General features: G+C 65.9%; 19 protein-coding genes and 1 other RNA gene. 8 read left to right on the plus strand and 12 right to left on the minus strand.

Features of this window, described 5'->3' with window-relative positions; all coding sequences use genetic code 11:
* Positions 1–20 precede the first annotated feature (20 nt).
* Positions 21–686, plus strand: coding sequence for a serine/threonine-protein kinase (locus tag H4O11_RS07730; protein WP_182338819.1), 666 nt, complete (start codon positions 21–23; stop codon positions 684–686).
* A 42-nt stretch (positions 687–728) separates the two neighbouring features.
* Here the strand turns inward: H4O11_RS07730 and H4O11_RS07735 are convergent, their stop codons facing one another.
* The gene (locus tag H4O11_RS07735) at positions 729–1178 is read right to left on the minus strand and encodes a hypothetical protein (protein WP_246333339.1); all 450 of its coding nucleotides are present in this window, start codon (positions 1176–1178) and stop codon (positions 729–731) included.
* Between the two features lie 368 nt (positions 1179–1546).
* Here H4O11_RS07735 and H4O11_RS07740 point away from each other — a divergent pair, with 368 nt between their 5' ends.
* From H4O11_RS07740 to H4O11_RS07750, 3 genes are all read left to right on the plus strand, one after another.
* Positions 1547–2365, plus strand: a complete 819-nt coding sequence (locus H4O11_RS07740) for an SDR family oxidoreductase (protein WP_182338820.1) — start codon at positions 1547–1549, stop codon at positions 2363–2365.
* A 70-nt stretch (positions 2366–2435) separates the two neighbouring features.
* Positions 2436–3419 carry a YiiG family protein gene (locus H4O11_RS07745; RefSeq protein ID WP_182338821.1) on the plus strand — a complete coding sequence of 328 codons (984 nt, stop codon included), beginning with the start codon at positions 2436–2438 and terminating at the stop codon, positions 3417–3419.
* Positions 3420–3620: 201 nt separating this feature from the next.
* On the plus strand, positions 3621–4847 hold the full coding sequence (locus tag H4O11_RS07750) for an acetylornithine transaminase (RefSeq protein ID WP_182338822.1): 1227 nt from the start codon (positions 3621–3623) through the stop codon (positions 4845–4847).
* 63 nt (positions 4848–4910) lie between these two features.
* Here the strand turns inward: H4O11_RS07750 and H4O11_RS07755 are convergent, their stop codons facing one another.
* Positions 4911–5525 (minus strand): HAD-IA family hydrolase, encoded by a 615-nt coding sequence (locus H4O11_RS07755; RefSeq protein WP_182338823.1) that lies wholly within the window; start codon positions 5523–5525, stop codon positions 4911–4913.
* Between the two features lie 103 nt (positions 5526–5628).
* On the opposite strand from H4O11_RS07755, the gene azu reads away from it, so the two are divergent.
* Complete coding sequence (gene azu, locus H4O11_RS07760) at positions 5629–6081, plus strand: azurin (RefSeq protein ID WP_246333341.1); 453 nt, start codon at positions 5629–5631, stop codon at positions 6079–6081.
* 53 nt (positions 6082–6134) lie between these two features.
* Here azu and hemL read toward each other — a convergent pair whose 3' ends face one another.
* Positions 6135–7415 carry a glutamate-1-semialdehyde 2,1-aminomutase gene (gene hemL / locus H4O11_RS07765; protein ID WP_182338824.1) on the minus strand — a complete coding sequence of 427 codons (1281 nt, stop codon included), beginning with the start codon at positions 7413–7415 and terminating at the stop codon, positions 6135–6137.
* On the minus strand, positions 7412–8050 hold the full coding sequence (gene thiE, locus H4O11_RS07770; protein WP_182338825.1) for a thiamine phosphate synthase: 639 nt from the start codon (positions 8048–8050) through the stop codon (positions 7412–7414). Before thiE ends, hemL begins: the two co-directional genes overlap by 4 nt.
* Positions 8051–8131: 81 nt before the next feature.
* On the opposite strand from thiE, the gene H4O11_RS07775 reads away from it, so the two are divergent.
* On the plus strand, positions 8132–8323 hold the full coding sequence (locus H4O11_RS07775) for a rubredoxin (protein WP_182338826.1): 192 nt from the start codon (positions 8132–8134) through the stop codon (positions 8321–8323).
* 80 nt (positions 8324–8403) lie between these two features.
* Here the strand turns inward: H4O11_RS07775 and H4O11_RS07780 are convergent, their stop codons facing one another.
* The 8 genes from H4O11_RS07780 to H4O11_RS07815 form a co-directional block, all read right to left on the minus strand.
* Positions 8404–9249 (minus strand): SirB1 family protein, encoded by an 846-nt coding sequence (locus H4O11_RS07780; RefSeq protein ID WP_182338866.1) that lies wholly within the window; start codon positions 9247–9249, stop codon positions 8404–8406.
* A gap of 94 nt (positions 9250–9343) precedes the next feature.
* A complete protein-coding gene (locus H4O11_RS07785; RefSeq protein WP_182338827.1) occupies positions 9344–9790 on the minus strand; it encodes a DUF192 domain-containing protein in 447 nt (148 codons plus the stop codon).
* A gap of 55 nt (positions 9791–9845) precedes the next feature.
* A complete protein-coding gene (gene rpiA, locus H4O11_RS07790) occupies positions 9846–10493 on the minus strand; it encodes a ribose-5-phosphate isomerase RpiA (RefSeq protein WP_182338828.1) in 648 nt (215 codons plus the stop codon).
* 21 nt (positions 10494–10514) lie between these two features.
* Positions 10515–10994: an EVE domain-containing protein gene (locus tag H4O11_RS07795; protein ID WP_182338829.1), complete on the minus strand. Its 480-nt coding sequence runs from the start codon at positions 10992–10994 to the stop codon at positions 10515–10517.
* On the minus strand, positions 10991–11578 hold the full coding sequence (locus H4O11_RS07800; protein WP_182338830.1) for a 5-formyltetrahydrofolate cyclo-ligase: 588 nt from the start codon (positions 11576–11578) through the stop codon (positions 10991–10993). The genes H4O11_RS07795 and H4O11_RS07800 overlap by 4 nt, the downstream gene beginning before the upstream one ends.
* A 96-nt stretch (positions 11579–11674) precedes the next feature.
* A non-coding RNA gene (gene ssrS / locus H4O11_RS07805) (6S RNA) lies at positions 11675–11860 on the minus strand.
* A gap of 148 nt (positions 11861–12008) precedes the next feature.
* Positions 12009–12302, minus strand: coding sequence for a cell division protein ZapA (locus tag H4O11_RS07810; protein ID WP_182338831.1), 294 nt, complete (start codon positions 12300–12302; stop codon positions 12009–12011).
* The gene (locus H4O11_RS07815; protein ID WP_182338832.1) at positions 12299–12520 is read right to left on the minus strand and encodes a TIGR02449 family protein; all 222 of its coding nucleotides are present in this window, start codon (positions 12518–12520) and stop codon (positions 12299–12301) included. Before H4O11_RS07815 ends, H4O11_RS07810 begins: the two co-directional genes overlap by 4 nt.
* A 141-nt stretch (positions 12521–12661) precedes the next feature.
* On the opposite strand from H4O11_RS07815, the gene H4O11_RS07820 reads away from it, so the two are divergent.
* Positions 12662–13210, plus strand: a complete 549-nt coding sequence (locus tag H4O11_RS07820) for a UPF0149 family protein (protein ID WP_182338833.1) — start codon at positions 12662–12664, stop codon at positions 13208–13210.
* Positions 13211–13224: 14 nt separating this feature from the next.
* Positions 13225–14556, plus strand: a complete 1332-nt coding sequence (locus H4O11_RS07825; RefSeq protein ID WP_425506016.1) for an aminopeptidase P N-terminal domain-containing protein — start codon at positions 13225–13227, stop codon at positions 14554–14556.
* Positions 14557–14874 lie beyond the last annotated feature (318 nt).

The following is a 14874-nucleotide window of genomic DNA, read 5'->3' on the forward strand; positions in this document are numbered from 1 at the left end:
CCGATCGCCTAGAATGGCGCATGGCACATCATGCTCCGCCGCCGGGCCAGCAGGCGCTCAAATCAGACAGCTTTGGCCGCATCCTGCTGGTCGAGGACGCGGGCCGGCGTTTCGTGCGGCGCGACCTCGGGGCAACACCCTGGTGGCTGCGGTTGCCGGCATGGTGGCTGGCGCGCCGCGAAGCACGCGCCCTGCGTCACCTGCAGGGCATGGCCGACGTGCCGCAACTGCTGGCGTGGGACGGGCATTGGCTTGACCGCAGCTTCATGGCGGGTGACGCGATGTACCAGCGACCGCCACGCGGCGACGTGGCCTGGTTCCATTCGGCGCGACGGTTGCTGCAGCAGCTGCACCGGCGTGGCGTCGCGCACAACGACCTGGCCAAGGAGGCCAACTGGCTGGTCACCGACGATGGCCGGCCGGCGTTGATCGATTTCCAGTTGGCGGTGATCGGCCATCCACGTTCGCGTTGGATGCGGTTATTGGCGCGCGAAGACCTGCGCCACCTGCTCAAGCACAAGCGCATGTACTGCCGTGCGGCGCTGACGCCGGTGGAAAAGCGCGTGCTGAAGCGCACCTCGTGGGTTCGCGAGGTGTGGTTTGCCACCGGCAAGCCGGTCTACCGCTTCGTCACCCGGCGCATCCTGCATTGGGAAGACAACGAGGGGCAGGGGCCAAAACCATAGGACGGCGCCGGCGGTGGTTGCGCCAGGGGGCCGGGTTGGCCGTCAGCCCTCCGGGACTACCTGCTGGCCGATGAAGCGTCGTTGCGCATCGAAGTCATAGGCCACTGGCAACTGCCCGACATCCACGCAGGCGTGGCATTGGCGAAGCGGCGTGCGGTACAGCAGCCGGATGCCGCCATTTTCCAGTGGCGCGCTGCCTGCTGCCTGGGCCGGGGCGAACGGTGTCGCATCGGGATGCGCCTGCAGCAGCACCTGCAGGTTCGGATCGGTGCTGGCACCGTCGGCAGCCGGAGCGGCATCGACATCGATGCGCTTGCCCTGGGCGTCGACCAGCCGGGTTCCTTCATTGGTATTGGCGCGGAACGGATAGGTCACCGTGGCCACGCCGATGCCTTCGTGTTCGTGCCATGCCGAGACGTAAGCCAGCTCGCCGCCGCTGGACAACTGGGTGGCGGCAGTGAGCGCCGCGGCACTTGCGCCGCTGTTTCGCATGGCATCAAGCAGGCATGCACGGGTGGTAGCGCTGTCCCCTTGACGGCATGCATTGAGGTCTCCCTCCCAGACCACCGACGCGTCCCAGGCAAGCGCGTTGGCTGCCGCCGCGTCCGCAGCTGAAGCCGATGCGGGAGCCGCCGCTGGGTCCGCAGCGGGGGAGGCATCGTTGGATCCGGGGCCGGCAGGCGGGTTTCCGCAGCCGCCCAACAGCGCAGCAAGGGATAATGACAACAGCAGGGCGTTACGTGGCATGACAGTCTCCTGTGTGCGACGAAGCGGTAGGTCGAGTATCGACAACCGCGGTTAAACCTGCGTGGTCAGGGGCATAATGCAGGCCCGATCCCGGGCTGGCGAGGAGAAGCGTAGTGGCGAACCTGCAGGGAAAAACCCTCTTCATCACCGGGGCTTCGCGGGGGATCGGGCTGGCGATCGCACTGCGCGCCGCACGTGATGGCGCCAACGTGGCCATCGCGGCCAAGTCCGCAGTGGCCAATCCAAAGCTGCCAGGGACCATCCATTCAGCCGCCGAGGCGGTCACCGCAGCGGGCGGCCAGGCGCTGGCGTTGAAGTGCGACATCCGTGAAGAGGACCAGGTGCGCGCAGCCGTTGCCGCCACTGTCGATACTTTCGGGGGCATCGATATCCTGGTCAACAATGCCAGCGCGATCTGGCTGCGCGGTACGCTGGATACGCCGATGAAGCGCTTTGACCTGATGCAGCAGGTCAACGCGCGCGGCAGCTTCCTGTGCGCGCAGGCCTGCCTGCCCCACCTGCTGGAAGCGCCCAATCCGCATATCCTCTCGCTGGCTCCGCCGCCCAGCCTGGATGCGAAGTGGTGGGGCCCCCATACGGGTTACACGCTGGCCAAGATGGGCATGAGCCTGGTCACCCTGGGCCTTGCTGCGGAGTTCGGTCCGCGTGGCGTGGCGGTCAACGCCCTGTGGCCGCGTACGGTCATCGCCACCGATGCGATCAACATGATTCCCGGCGTGGACGTGGCGGGTTGCCGTTCGCCGCAGATCGTCGCCGATGCTGCACATGCGGTGCTGGTGCGCGAGGCGCGGGGCTTCCATGGGCAGTTCCTGCTGGACGATGAGGTACTGGCTGCTGCCGGGGTGACCGACCTGTCAGGTTATGCGGTGGATCCGGCCCAACCGTTGCTGCCGGACCTGTTCCTGGACTGATGCGGTTCATGGGTGATGGCATCTGGTAAGGTGCGCGATCTGAAATCGTTTCCAACAAGGATGTGATCGAATGTTTTCGACTTTTCGCATGACGGCATTGGCCGTATCTGTTGCAATCTGTGCCGCTGCATGCGGTACCAGCACCAATGACCCATCGGCCGATCCGACAGCCGACACCGGGGGCGCCGATCCGGCGTCTGACGCGCAGCAGGCGCTGACCGTCAAGCTCAACGCCTACATTGAATGCTTCAACGAGGTGGATTCCAAGGTGCACGCTGGTGCGGAGCACTACACGAGCTGGATCAAGGATCCCGAGGCGGGTCCAACCGGGCGCGAGTCCACCGTCTACCCGCCCTACGACATCAGTGCGTACAACATGAGGGATTGCAAGCCAATGGCAGATGCCATCGCGACCCCGCCCTCATTGCCGCAGCTCGACGCGGCCGCGCGCCGCTATGATGATGCGCTCAAGGCGCTGCAGCCGGTCAGCCATGAGGTGCATGACTACTACGAGCGCCTGGACCATGAGGACGACCAGTTCGCCAAGGGCAAGCAGCTGCATGCGCCGCTGATGAGCGCGCTGTCCGAGTTCGTGGATGCCAGCGCCGCCTTCAGCAGCGAACTGGATGCCCAGAACGATGCCGCCCAGCGCGAGCACCTCATCGCATTGGAGCAGGCGGAGGGTCGTACCCGCGAGTATTACCGCTTGGCCATGATGCTGGACGCGAAGGAGATCATCGGCCTGCTGCAGGAAGACGCCTTCGACGTCAGCCGTGCCAACACGCTGCTCGAAGGCTTCAACCGTATCTCAGATGAAGCGCATGCCAAGGTTGCCGACATCGAGCCTGGCAGGATGGACTGGAACAGCTTCGAGACCGCGGCAGAAGCATTCCGTCGGGAAGGCAAGGCGCGGGTCAAGCGCGTGGCCAACAAGACGCCTTACAGCCAGATGGAAAAGGGCTGGCTCGACAACCCGACGCTGGCGCCGGAAGGCTCGCCCGGTCGGCTGATGAATCTCTACAACAAGCTGGTCTTCCAGAGCAACCGGCAGTAGCGCCTGGCGTGCCAGCGCCGAGCTTGCTTCCATGATGCATGGAAGCAAGCTCGCCCGGGGCGACATGAGTAACCGGAGGGCGCGCAGAGGGAAGAGTATCCGGGCGGCGACGTCACCGGCTGGCAGGCGTCTGCGCGGATGCATTGTGCGCTGGGAGTTCCGGCGCGAGAATGGACGCTTTCCGAAGCCAGCCGGACCGTCATGACCGCCGCCACCGACCCGTTGATTTCCCTTTCGCACTATTACCTGCCGGTGTACAAGCCGCGCCAGGTGGTGCTCGAACGTGGCCAGGGCGCGCGCGTGTGGGATTCGCAGGGGCGCGAGTTCATCGACCTGGCGGCTGGCATTGCCGTATGCGGGTTGGGCCATAACGATCCGGACCTGACCGCCGCTCTGCTGGAGCAGGCCGGCAAGCTGTGGCACACCAGCAACGTGTTCTACAGTGCACCTCCCTTGCACCTGGCCGAGGAACTGGTCAAGGCCAGCCGCTTCGCCGAGCGCGTGTTCCTGTGCAACTCCGGCGCCGAAGCCAATGAAGTGGCGATCAAGATGGTGCGCAAGTGGGCCTCCACCCAGGGGCGCCCCGCCGATAAGCGGGTGATCGTCACCTTCCGCGGCAGCTTCCATGGCCGCACGTTGGCGGCAGTGACCGCCACCGCGCAGCCGAAGTACCAGCAAGGCTACGAGCCGCTGCCGCAGGGTTTCCGCTACGTTGATTTCAATGACGAGGTGCAGCTGGAAACGGCGATGGCCGCCGGTGACGTCGCTGCCGTGATGCTCGAGCCGGTGCAGGGCGAGGGCGGCGTGATGCCGGCCAAGGCCGGGTTCCTGCAGCGTGTGCGCGAACTGTGCGACCAGCACGGTGCGCTGATGGTGCTCGATGAGATCCAGGCGGGCATGGGCCGTACCGGTACACTGTTCGCGCACTGGCAGGACGGCGTGGTACCGGACATGGTCACGCTGGCCAAGGCGCTGGGCGGCGGCTTCCCGATCGGCGCGATGCTGGCCGGGCCGAAGGTGGCCGAGACGATGCAGTTCGGTGCCCATGGCACCACCTTTGGCGGCAATCCGTTGGCTGCAGCGGTGGCGCGTGTGGCGCTGCGCAAGCTGTCTTCGGACGAGATCGCGGCCAACGTGAGCCGGCAGTCGCGCGCGTTGCGCGATGGGTTCGACCGGATCAACGCAGAGTTCGACGTCTTCAGCCAGGTGCGTGGTCGCGGGCTGATGCTGGGTGCGGTGCTGTCCAAGGCGCATGAGGGGCAGGCGGGCATGATACTTGACCATGCTGCAGAGCATGGGTTGCTGAGCCTTCAGGCCGGGCCGGACGTGCTGCGTTTCGTGCCGTCGCTGAACATCACCGATGAGGAAGTTGCCGAGGGTCTCAAGCGCCTGCGTGCTGCGGTCGCATCCTATGTCGCCGCGCGCTGACCGGCGGAGGTACCGGTGCTGGCCTGCATCCGCCGTGTTGTTCCAGGTGACGGCAGGTAGCCGTCACCCCAGGCGATAACGCTTCAGGACCCTGCCCAGGCCGCGCCCATCGCGCACGGTCTCCGCATGCAGTCCTGCCTGCCGCGCGCCGCGCACGTTGGTGAACAGGTCATCGACGAACAACGTACGCTGTGGCGTCGCCTGCAGGTGCTGCAGCGCCTGCAGGAATACAGCCGGCGCAGGCTTGCGTCCCCCCAGCATGCCGCTGCACAGGACGCGTCCCTGCAGTCGTCCGTGCAGGTCGGGCAGCAGCTGTTCGATTACTTCGGCCATCAGCGGCCCGTTGTTGGTCAACAGCCCCAATCGCAACGTTGCCGGCAAGGCGAGCAGGCGCTGGATGACACTTGCTTGCGCGCGCGAAGCCGCCATGCGCGCGGCGACCCACAACGCCGGATCCACCTGCGCATCCAGGTCATCACCGAGCTGCTTCAGGTAGCCTGGGGTATCGATGATGCCCGCATCGTAGTCGGCCTCCAGGCCGCTTTCGTACAGTGCCTGGTGCACCTGTTCGGTCGGAACCTGAAGTGCGCAGGCCAGGTGCAGCACGCGACGGGTGCGCTGGTAATGCAGCAGCACGCCATCCACGTCGAGCAGCAGCAATTCGATCTGCGGTTTCATGCCAGCAGCATGCCGCATTTCATTGCACGGGTGCGACAGCCGGTCGCAACCGCGGGCGCCATGGGCTTCCTACAATGGCGATATCGGTTGAACGGAGTGGGACATGGCGAAGACGCGGGCGTGGGTAATGGGGCTGGGGATGATGGTGCTTGCGCCCTCGGCGATGGCGCGGGTGTGTGCCGTGAGCATCGACAGCACCGACCAGATGACCTTCAGCAGCAAGCAGATCACCCTGGCGGCTGATTGCAGCGAGGTCGAGCTGACATTGCGGCATGCCGGCAAACTGGCCGTCACGGCGATGGGCCACAACTGGGTGCTGACGCGCACGGCGGACTACCAGCCGGTGGCGATGGCGGGCATGCGCGGCAGCCTGGCCGACAGCTACCTGCCCCGCAACGACGCACGCGTGCTGGCCCATACCAAGGTGATCGGCGGCGGGCAGAGCACCCGCGTGCGCTTTTCCACCCGGCAACTGGAGAAGGGCGGCGACTACACCTTCTTCTGCTCGTTCCCCGGCCACTTCGCCATGATGAAGGGCAAGCTGGTCTTCGGTTGAAAAAAAAGGGGACGGAGGGGATTAAGGCGGCTTAATTCCCTCCGTCCCCTTTTTCAGGCGCGGAAGGCGATGCGGGCGGCGGCCAGCGTGGCTTCGATCACTGTGTCGTCGTGTGCGCTGGACAGGAAGCCGGCCTCGTAGGCGGACGGTGCCAGGAACACGCCCTGCCCGAGCATGGCATGGAAGAAGCGGTTGAACGCCGGGATGTCACAGGCCGTGGCCTGGGCGTAGGTTTCCACCTTCTGGTCGGTGAAGAACAGGCCGAACATCGCGCCCACCTGGGTGGTGGTGACCGTTACGCCGGCGTCGGCTGCTGCCTGCTCCAGGCCTGCGCACAGACGCGCGGCGCGCGCGGACAGGTCGGCGTGGAAACCCGGTTGCTGGACCAGTTCCAGCATGGCCAGTCCTGCGGCCATCGCCACCGGGTTGCCGCTCAGCGTGCCCGCCTGGTAGATCGGCCCGGCCGGGGAGATCTGCTGCATCAGCTCGCGCTTGCCGCCGTAGGCACCCACGGGCATGCCGCCGCCGATGATCTTGCCGAAGGTGGTCAGGTCCGGGGTGACACCGTAGTGCGCCTGCGCACCACCAAGGGCGACGCGGAAACCGGTCATCACTTCGTCGAAGATCAGTACCGTGCCAAAGCGCGTGCACAGCGCGCGCAGGTGCTGCAGGTAGCCCTCGCGCGGTGGGATGCAGTTGGCGTTGCCGACCACCGGCTCGATGATCAGTCCGGCGATCTGCTCGCCCTGTGCTTCGAACAGCGCGGTGGCTGCATCGAAATCGTTGTAGGGCAGGGTCAGGGTCAGCTCGCTCAGGCCGGCCGGGACACCGGGCGAGGTGGGTACACCCAGGGTCAGCATGCCGCTTCCGGCCTTTACCAGGAACGAGTCGCCATGGCCGTGGTAGCAGCCTTCGAACTTGACGATGCGGCTGCGGCCGGTGGCGCCGCGGGCCAGCCGGATGGCCGACAGCGTGGCTTCGGTACCCGAGTTGACCATCCGGACCATCTCGCACGATGGAACCAGCCGGGTGAGGGTTTCGGCCATGGTGACCTCGGCCGCGCACGGTGCACCGAAGGACAGCCCGCTGTCGGCCGCCTGCTTCACGGCCTGGCGCACGGCGGGGTGGTTGTGGCCCACGATCATCGGGCCCCAGGAGCCGACATAGTCGATGTAGCGGTTGCCGTCGACGTCATACAGATACGCACCATCGGCGCGTTCGACGAAGAACGGCTCGCCGCCTACCGACTTGAATGCACGCACCGGCGAGTTGACGCCGCCGGGCAGCAGCTTCTGCGCACGGGTGAACAGGGCGTGGGATTGGTCGTGGTTCATGCGGAAGCATCCTGGAAGCAAGCGAGGTAGGCGCGCAGCATGGCGACCGGATCGTCGGCCGCGAACACGCTGCTGATGACCGCCACCAGGTCGGCGCCGGCGGCGATGATGGGACCGACATTGTCCGGGGTCAGCCCGCCGATCGCCACCCGTGGCACCTGCAGTGCGGCGCTTTGACGCAGCAGGTCCGGATGGGCACGGCGGGTGGTGGCCTTGCTGCGGCTGGGGAAGAAAGCACCGAATGCCACATAGCTGGCGCCGGCAGCTACTGCGCGTTCGGCCAGGCCCAGTTCGTCGTAGCAGGAGGCGCCGACGATGGCCCGGGGGCCCAGAAGGGCGCGCGCCGCGGCGATTTCACCGTCGTCTTCGCCCAGGTGCACCCCGGCTGCGCCGATGGCATGGGCCAGCGCGGCGTCGTCATTGACGATCAACGGGACGCCATGGTCGGCACACAGGCCCTGCAGGGCTGCCGCTTGTTCGAATCGCAGCGTGGCGTCGGCGGCCTTGTTGCGGTACTGCAGCCAGCTTGGCCCGGCAGCCAGCAGTGGCTGCACACGGGCCAACAGGCGTGCGGTATCGGGCTCGTCAGGGGTGATCAGGTACACACCGCGTGGTGCGTGAAGTGCTTGGGGCATGGATGGCTACCGGTTGCGCGGCCGCGATGGGACAATGGCCGCAGGATGCATGTGATGGCTTGTTTTGAAGGGTAACGTCCGATGAGCGACACCAGCAGTACCCCCCTGAGGACCTGGATGTGCGTGGTCTGTGGATTCCTGTATTCCGAGGCCGATGGCCTGCCGGAGGAGGGAATCGCGCCGGGCACGCGCTGGGAGGACATTCCCGATAGCTGGACCTGTCCGGACTGCGGCGTGACCAAGGACGATTTCGAGATGGTCGAGCTGGACTGATCGTTCGATCCGATACGGCGGGGCCGTGCCCCGCTGCCGTACGAGGAAACAGGGGCATGGCCCCGCTACCTGTTGCATGGTCAATGCAGGCGCGTCCGCGGGCCGCCGAGATCGACCAGTTTCTCGCGCAGCGCCTGGGTGTCGCTGGCACCAGGGTTGCGCTGGACATAGCGGCCGAGGTCACGACGCGCACCTGCGAGGTATTCCAGGTGCAGGTAGGCCAGGCCGCGGTCGCGCAGCGCATCGTCGCTTTCCGGGGCCAGCTTGAGCACGCGGTCGGCGCTGCGCGCGGCGCGGTCCCACTGCTTGTTTTCCGCGTAGACCCCATGCAGGTTGCGTAGCATGCGCATCAGGATCGCCCGGCTGGGGGCCGGGTCGAGGATCTGCGCCAGCACCTGGTCGTCAGGCGCCAGCCCGCCCAGGTGCGAGCTGGCCCGTTCGCGCAGTTCGTCCACGCCGAGCGGACGTCCGCCGTTGAACGGGTCCATGACCAGCACGCCTTCATCCATCGGCAGGCGCACCAGGAAATGACCGGGGAAGGACACGCCATCAAGGGGGATGCCCAGCCGGCGCGCGACTTCCATCTGTACCAGGGCCAGTGAAATCGGATTGCCGAGGCGACGCTCGAACACCTGGTTGAGGTAGCTGTTGCGCGGATCGTAGTACTCGTCATGGTCGCCGCTGTAACCCAGTTCGTCGAACAGGTGACGGTTGATGGCGGCCATCTTCAGCGGCGCGGAAGGGATGGTGTCCACTTCCGCGCGCAGGTGCTCCACGTGTGCCTGCACGGTGGCGTCATACACTCCCGGATCCAGCGCGGGATACTCATCGCGTGCGATGAGCAGGGCGGTGGGCAGCAGTGGCAGCGACTCGTCGTCGAGTTCGGCCAGGCTTTCCCAGTCGGGCAATGTCATCCGATCCTGCATGGACACAGACTGGCGGCAATCCGGCAAGGATTCAAGATGCACGGCGTGAAATCCGCTGGGTGACGACCCCTGATCGTCACCCGGCCGCAGTGGATCAGTTGGTCGGGATGCCCGGGCCGAACTTCAGTTCGGCGCCATCCTTGAGCTGGATCTTCTCGGCCTGGCCGGCATTGAGTTCCAGTACGTAACGTGCCGGACCGCTGCTGGGATAGGGCGGGCACCTGTCGCCGGCAGAGCATGGCGGCACATCCCGCTGCTGGCTGACCAGGCGGCGTGCATTGTCGAAGTAGAGGATGTCCAGGCCGAGCCTGGTGTTCTTCATCCAGTATGCGAGCGGTTCCTCGCGATCATGGATGAAGAGCATGCCGTGGTCTTCGGGCATGCTGTCGCGGAACATCAGGCCGCGTGCACGGGTCTCATCGTTCTGGGCCAGTTCGACCCTGTAACGGGCACCGTCCAGTTCCACCCAGTGCTGGGCGGCACCGGTGGCACACCCGGCCAGCGCAAGCAGTGGCAACAGGATCAGGGAGCGGATCGACATCGGCATATCCTCGCAAGTCAGTCAGTGCGGCAGGAGACCTGCCGGGCCGGGAATTTCAGAGCACAACGGGCGGTTCGCCGCCGATGATCACCACGTCGGCACGCCGGCGCGCGAACAGGCCCACGCAGACCACGCCCGGCAACTGGTTGAGCTCGCGCTCCAGCCTTTCCGGATCGGTGATCTGCAGGTGGTGGATGTCCAGGATCTGGTTGCCGTTGTCGGTCACCACGCCCTCGCGCCAGGTGGGCTGGCCACCGGTCATGTCGCGGATCTGCCGGGCGACCAGGCTGCGCGCCATGGGGATGACCTCCACCGGCAGCGGGAAGTTGCCCAGCACGGGAACCTGCTTGCTGGGATCGACGATGCAGATGAAGCGCTCGCTGGCCTCGGCGATGATCTTCTCGCGGGTCAGCGCCGCGCCGCCGCCCTTGATCAGGCATTTGCCCGGATCGCATTCGTCGGCGCCGTCCACGTACAAGGACAGCGCGCCGGTATGGTTCAGCTCCATTACCTCGATGCCATGTTGCTTCAGCCGCGTGGTGCTCTGTTCGGAGCTGGACACGGTGCCCTTGATGCGATGCTGGATGCGTGCCAGTGCATCGATGAAATAGGCTACGGTGGAACCGGTGCCGACGCCGACGATCATGCCGTCTTCGACGTATTCGATGGCTTTTTCGGCGGCCAGGCGCTTGGCTTCGGACATGCAGGGAATCTCAGGCAGGGATCAGGATTTCTTTTCCAGCGACAACAACAGCTTCCACTGCGCAGCGGTCACCGGGAACACGGAAAGGCGGTTGCCCTTTGCAACCAGCGGGAAGCCCTCACCGAGCGCTTCGGCGTGCGGCTTGATCTCGTCCAGGGCGATCACCTGCCGCAGCTTGCGTTCGAAAGCCACGTCCACCAGCATCCAGCGCGGTTCTTCGCGGGTGCTCTTCGGGTCGTGGTAATCGGACTTCGGGTCGAACTGGGTCTCGTCCGGATACGCCGCGCTGGCCACGGTGGCCACCCCAACGATGCCGGGCACCTTGGTGTTGGAGTGGTAGAACAGGATGCCGTCGCCGACCTGCATGCCGTCGCGCATGAAGTTGCGCGCCTGGTAATTGCGTACGCCGTTCCAGGGTTCGGTACCGACCCGCTGCAGGTCGTCGATGGAAAAGGCGTCCGGTTCGGACTTCATCAGCCAGTAGCGCTTGCGTGCGGTCATGCGTTCACGGAAGAAGGGAAAAGGGTAGCCGCATCGGTACAGATGGCATCGACCGGGACGTCCCAGGACGCCACAGGCAACGCATCGACCTGTTGCACGGCGAAGGCGGCGCCGACCAGCCAGGGCGGGGCGGGGCGGCCATGCCGGAATGCGAAGCTGCGATCATACCAGCCGCCCCCCATGCCCAGGCGCGCGCCGCCGGCGTCGAAGCCGACCAGCGGGGTGACCACCATGTCCATCGCGCTGGCGTCCAGCGCGTCCAAGGGGTCGATATTCGGCTCCGGGATGCCAAAACGATTCTGGCGCAGCGCTTGTCCGGGTCGCCACGGCGCGAAGCGCAGCACGCGTTCGTGCAGCACCGGCAGGCAATAGGCCAGCGTATCGGGCAGGCTCAGTTGCCAACGATGCAGGGCGATCTCGCCATCCATGGCCCAGTAGCCGGCGACGTGCCCATGCCGTGGCGCGAAGGGCAAGGCCAGGAGGCGTGCCGCGAGCAGGTCGGCGGCTTCGATGCGCGTGCTGGCGGGAAGGTCGCGGCGGCGTTGCCGCAGCACGGTGCGCAGGTCCTGGCGCGGATCGGTCATCGTCGGCTCAACGGTAAGGACATCCGGATATTGTGCCGCCAGGCCACCCGGAAAAGACAACGGCGGCATCCGAAGACGCCGCCGCTGTGGAATATTGCATTCTCCGCAATGACGATGCATGCGAAACGACCTTGAACCCAGGGGCTCAAGTGGGAACGCTGGGGAACCATCGGGCTTCCCGCTGCAAGGCGGACCTGCACTCCCGGCTCCGTCGCGCTCCCGGTGTCGTTCTTAAGGGACAAGGCGAATGTTTGCACATGCCGTCGTGCACCGCAGAGAACGCAGGCACAGTATAGCGGCGCGTACGCAGAGCGATAGCCCGTTCGTCGGCAACATTGCGTGCCAATTCATAAAAAGGGGACGGAGGGGATCAAGTCGTTTTAGACCAGCGTAGTGGTGTCGAAAACGACTTGATCCCCTCCGTCCTCTTTTACGTGCCGTCGATGGCGCGGTCCAGGCGGCGGTTGAGGTCGGCCAGTGTCTGTTGCAGCGCCACGGCCTGGCGTGCGTTCTCGTCGCGCAGCTGCTGCAGTTCGTGGGCGAGGTTGAGCGCCGCCAGCACGGCCACGCGATCCACCGCCGCCATGCGGTTGCTGCCGCGGATTTCGCGCATCTTCGCATCCAGCAGGCGCGAGGCCGCAATCAGGCTGTCGCGCTCGTCCGCGCCCACGCCCACGGTGTAATCACGATCCAGGATGCGTACGTTGACCGGTTCGGCACTCATGTGTGCTGCTCCAGGGATTTGAGCCGGGTGATCATCGCTTCCACCCGGGAACGTGCCTGCTCGTTCTTGGACAGCAACGTCGAGCGTTCCGCCACCAGTTGTTCCTGCTGGTGGCGCAGGCTGCGGTTCTCGTCTGCCAGCCGCTGGTTGCGCTCGAGCAGCGCCTCCACCCGGGCGGCGAAGGCCTGCAACTGGTCAAGGGGGCTGGTGGGTTCCATGGGGCAAGAGTCTCAGGGCCTCAGGTGCCGGTCAAGCATGGGCAGGGTGGGCTGCGAGCGACCGCCTCACGTTCTAAACTAGCCCATCGGCGACACGTGCGGGTATGCAGGGGTCGCCTCCCTTCACAGATGAGCCTGATGATGACCGAACTTCCCTCTGTCGACGATGTTGCCCGTGCCAGCCAGGCGTTGGGCCTGGGGGCCACCCCGGCCGAACTGCATGGCGGCCTGTGTGGCTGGCTGGCTGCAGGCGGCGCGCCGGGCAATGATTGGCCTGCGCGGGTGCTGGCCGACGATGCGTTGCGTCCGGTGGCTGATGACAGCGTGCTGGGGCAACTGTTGCAGGTGACCGTGCAACAACTGGAGGATCGTGATTTCGGCTTCGAACTGCTGCTCACCGATGACGGCCAGACTGAAGCCCGGGTCGACGCGCTGTTCACCTGGGCGCGGGCTTTCCTGGGTGGGTTCGGGCTGGGCTCGGGCCAGCGCCGTCCTGCCTTGTCCGAGGAGGGGGATGAGGCGCTGAACGATCTGGCCAAGCTGGCGCAGGCGTCCAGCGATGATTTCGACAGCGACGGCGAGGAAGACGACGAAGCGTTGGCGGAGATCGAGGAATTCATCCGCGTGGCGGTGCTGTTGCTGCACGGGGACTGCGTGATGGCGGCGCGCCACCGCCAGCGCCTGAACTGATGCCGGGCGTCCGCATGGACCTGCGCCTGCGCAATGGCATCAGTGCCGCGGAGTACCGGCGGCGGCGACGGCAGCTGATGGAAATGGCTGGCGAGGACGCGATCCTCGTCCTGCCGGCCGCGTCGGAGAAAGTGCGCAGCCTGGATACCCATTACCCTTATCGTCAGGATTCGGATTTCTGGTATCTGAGCGGATTTCCGGAACCGGATGCGGTGCTGGTGCTGATACCCGGCCGCCGGCATGGGGAAGTCATCCTGTTCTGCCGCGAGCGCGATGCCGAGCGCGAAGCATGGGATGGTGGCCGTGCTGGCCAGGATGGGGCGGTTGCGGATTACGGGATGGACGATGCCTATCCGATCAATGACCTGGACGACATCCTGCCGGGACTGCTGGAAGGGCGGTCCCGGGTGTATTACCACTTCGGCCGTGATGCGGAGTTCGATCTCAAGCTGATCGGCTGGGTGAATCGAGTGCGTTCGCAGGTGCGCCACGGTGCGCAGCCGCCGCATGAGTTCCTCGAACTGGGCCATCTGCTGCACGAACAGCGGCTGTTCAAATCCGGCGCTGAAGTGGTGCTGATGGAGCAGGCCGCACGGATCAGCGTGGAGGGCCACCGCGCAGCGATGCAGGCTGCGTGCGCAGGCATGCACGAGTATGAACTGCAGGCTGAACTGGAACGGGTGTTCCGTGCCAACGATGCTTGCCCTGCATACTCCAGCATCGTCGGCGCAGGGCGCAACGGATGCATCCTGCACTACCGCGACAACAACGCGCGGTCACGTGATGGGGACTTGGTATTGATCGATGCGGGGGCTGAGTATCGCGGCTACGCCAGTGACATCACGCGTACGTTTCCGGTCAATGGCCGCTTCAGCGCCGAGCAGCGCGCACTGCACGATCTGGTCGGTGCGGCACAGGCCGCTGCGCTGGCGCAGGCGCGACCGGGCCTGCCCTATGAAGCGGGCCATCTGGCAGCCGTGCAGGTGCTCACCGAGGGCCTGCTGCGGCTGGGGCTGCTGAAGGGAACGCTGGAAGCGAACCTGGCCGGCGAGCAGTACAAGCGTTTCTATCCGCACAAGACCGGGCACTGGATCGGGCTGGATGTACATGATGTCGGTGACTACCGGCTGGCAGGCGATTCGCGCCTGCTGGAGCCCGGCATGGTGTTCACCATCGAGCCGGGCCTGTATGTCGGTGCGGACGATGCGAGCGTGGAGGCGCGCTGGCGCGGTATCGGCATCCGCACCGAGGATGATGTGCTGATCACCGATGATGGGCATCGCGTGCTGACCGAAGGGCTGGCGCGCAGCGCTGATGAGATCGAGGCGCTGATGCAGGAGGGGTGATGCCGGGCCTGCGGCCCGGCACCTGCTGGAAGCAACGGCAACGGCAACAGCAACGTCAAAATCAAAGGCTGCAGGGTTGTGTGTGGGTGGGGCGGGGTGGGTTGGCGGGACGCGCCGTGAACCCATCCATGGGGGCTCCTGTTCGGCTCCTGCCTCACAAGGTCCCGTCAACCCACCCCGCCCCCCTTCGACAGGTCCATGCGGCGTCGGGTGGCGCCGGGCCATGCCCGGCGGAATGGGGTGGGATGGGTAGAGCGGGGCCATGCCCCGCTGCCCTTGTTTCCGGCATCGCGCCAACGGCAGCGGGGCATGGCCCCG

The organism is Stenotrophomonas tumulicola, assembly GCF_014117215.1.
Lineage (GTDB): Bacteria > Pseudomonadota > Gammaproteobacteria > Xanthomonadales > Xanthomonadaceae > Stenotrophomonas > Stenotrophomonas tumulicola.